Below are 2,920 nucleotides of genomic sequence, written 5' to 3' on the forward strand. Positions count from 1 at the left end.
AGTGGCGAAAAATTGCCGGCCTCCGGGACATCAGCGTTCATTCCTATTATTTGGTGAAACCAACGATTCTCTGGGATATCATCCAGACCAAACTCGGTCCGCTGGAAGAGGCGATCAAAGAGATGGTCAGGGACGAAGAAGGGTAGTCCTCCACACCCCCTCACACGATCAAAAAGAGACTATACCCGCCTGATCCCCTCATTCACGATCACATAATCGAACGATATATCAGTCGGGCGGGAGCGGTGCTTTTCGAGGACGATCCTTCTCCTGCTCTCCCTCTTCTCGATCCGCAGGATCGCCTTGGAGAGGTGGCCGAGCGCCGTCCCCCCCAGACCGAAGAAGGCGTCGGTGTCGATGTCCATGTACACCTGGTTCGTGATCAAAACCGGCACCTCGTACTTCTTCGCATACCCGAGCAGGCGGACCATGTGCTGGGAGAGGACGCGGAGGGCGTCCTTCGTCGTCCCGAGTTCTGAGCGGTACAGGGCCGTCGCCGAGTCCATCACGATCAGGCCGACTTTTTTGGACTTGAGGAGGACCTCGCACTCGTTAACCATGATCCCCTCCTGCACGAAGTCGACAGGTTCGTAGAGGTACAGGCGGTCGGCAAGGGCCTCTGCCTCCTCCTCGCCGGCGATCTGCTCGAAGCGCTCGGCCGAGAAACCCTCGGTGTCGATGTAGACGACAGACTCGCCGCCCTTCAGGCAGGAGACCGCCGCCATGACGGAGATGGTGCTCTTGCCGCAGCCGGGCTCGCCGTAGATCTGCGTGATCGTCCGCCTCTCCAGGCCGCCGCCGAGGAGAGTGTCGAGGGGCTCGGAACCCGTGCTCAGTCTGGACAACTTCATTCCTTCCCCTCCAATTCCTTCCACGCGGCGTCCTCGACGACCCTGGCCACCGTCCGCACAGGCACGCCGGTCGCCGAGGCAATCGCCCGCACCTCGTCCGACTCCGCCTTCACCGAGGAGACGACGTCGCCGATATACCCGACCTTCACCGTCACCTCGTGCCTCTCGCCCGCCACCTCGGCCTCCACCCGCATCAGCCTTCTTTCCAGCACGCTCCTGTGGACAGAGGGGATGCACCGCACCCCGAGGGTGCCGAGTTCCTTCGCCAGGATCAGGGTGAGGGGGGCCGCGTCCGCCGGGCGGCAGACGACCCGCACCAGGTGGCCCGCCCGCCCCTTCTTCATCACCGCCGGGACCACCGAGACGTCCCTCGCCCCGGCCGCAAAGAGGAGGTCCATGCAGTGGCCGAGCACCTCGCCGGTGACATCGTCCACATTCGTCTCCAGGATGTCCACCTCGTCGGCACCCGAAACCCCCTCACTCTCCATGAGCACAGCACGGAGGACATTCGGCGCCCCCGCGGGGTCGCGGCTGCCGGCGCCGTAGCCGACGGCGACGACCCGTGCCGCCCCGATCTCCTCCGGCCGCAGGGTCGAGAACTCGGCAAGGAGTGCGGCGCCCGTCGGCGTGCAGAGTTCGCCCTCGCCACCTCCCATCGTCACCGTCAGGGCCGAGGCCCTGAGGACCGCAAGGGTCGCCGGCGCCGGCACCGGCATCGTACCGTGGGCCGCCACCACCGTCCCGGCACCCAGGGCGACCGGGAGGACAGCGACGCCGTCAACACCGAGAGTCTCCAGGGCCGTGCACGCCCCGATCACGTCGGCGATCGCGTCGTCGGCCCCGACCTCGTGGAAGTGCGGCGCATGCCCGTGGACACTCTCCTCGGCGGCGGCGATCCGGCAAAAGACCCGTTTCGCCCGCTCGATCGCCGCAGGCGGGGCATCGGCCGCTTCCACCCGTGCCGTCACCTCGGCAAGGTCACGGTGGGCAGGGCCGGCATGGGTGACGACCCGGACCGCACCTATGCCACACCTTTCCACACGGGAAAAGGCAGGATCGGCCACTACCGAGGCCATCGCCGTCCTCACCTGCGCCTCGTCCGCACCGAGGTCGACGAGGGCACCGATGGTCATGTCGCCGGCGGCGCCGTGAAAAGGATCGAGAAGGAGAATCCGCATACTGAAGCAGTACTTATAAATCCGGGCGTATATGATTGTAACGAATGCCGGAAATGTACCTTAAAGTGGACAGGGCATACCCTGAGGACCAGGGCGGGGGGAAGGCGCGCCTGGATCCCGACACCATGCTCCAGATGAGGCTCTCGCCCGGCGACCTCGTCGAGATCATTGGCAAACGCCGGACCATCGCCAAGGTCTGGCGGGCGATGGTCTCGGACTGGCAGCAGGGGAAGATCAGGGTCGACAAGTTCACGCGGGAGAACGCCGGGATCGCGGTCGGCGACCGCATCCTGGTGCGAAAGGCAGAGCAGGAGATCGAGGCGCAGAGGGTCGTCCTCGCGCCTCCGGAGGACATGCCGCCGCGGCAGCAGGTCCCCATCAACTTCCAGAGCGTGGTCAACCACCTCATCGACTTCCCGGTGGTCAAGAACGACACCGTCCCGATCCAGGCCGGACTGCCCTTCATGCAGCCGCAGATCGTCGCTTTCAAGGCGGTGGTGGTCGAGCCCGAGGAAGCGATCATCATCACCAAGAACACGAAGGTCGAGTTCTCGGAGAAACCCGTCGCCGGTTTCGACGGTGTGAGGAGGATCTCGTACGAGGACATCGGCGGCCTCAAGGACGAACTCCAGCGGGTGCGGGAGACGATCGAACTCCCGATGCGCCACCCCGAACTCTTCAGGACACTCGGGATCGACCCGCCGAAGGGCGTGCTCCTCTACGGCCCGCCGGGAACCGGAAAGACCCTCATCGCCAAGGCCGTCGCCTCGGAGTCGGGGGCCCACTTCATCTCCATCGCGGGGCCGGAGGTGATCTCGAAGTATTACGGCGAGTCCGAACAGCGCCTCCGTGAGGTCTTCGAGGACGCACGGCAGAACGCCCCGTCGATCA

3 protein-coding genes are annotated in these 2,920 nt (G+C 65.1%); 1 reads left to right on the forward strand and 2 read right to left on the reverse strand.

Annotated features, from left to right (window positions below):
- Positions 1–179: 179 nt before the first annotated feature.
- On the reverse strand, positions 180–851 hold the full coding sequence (radB, locus tag Q0520_RS05695) for a DNA repair and recombination protein RadB (RefSeq protein ID WP_298667494.1): 672 nt from the start codon (positions 849–851) through the stop codon (positions 180–182).
- On the reverse strand, positions 848–2,029 hold the full coding sequence (larC, locus tag Q0520_RS05700) for a nickel pincer cofactor biosynthesis protein LarC (RefSeq protein WP_298667496.1): 1,182 nt from the start codon (positions 2,027–2,029) through the stop codon (positions 848–850). The genes radB and larC overlap by 4 nt, the downstream gene beginning before the upstream one ends.
- A 44-nt stretch (positions 2,030–2,073) precedes the next feature.
- Here larC and Q0520_RS05705 point away from each other — a divergent pair.
- Positions 2,074–2,920, forward strand: an 847-nt coding sequence (locus tag Q0520_RS05705; RefSeq protein ID WP_298667498.1) for an AAA family ATPase, incomplete at its 3' end; no start/stop codon positions are given.

The sequence above is a fragment of the uncultured Methanofollis sp. genome (assembly GCF_937919355.1).
Taxonomy (GTDB): domain Archaea; phylum Halobacteriota; class Methanomicrobia; order Methanomicrobiales; family Methanofollaceae; genus Methanofollis.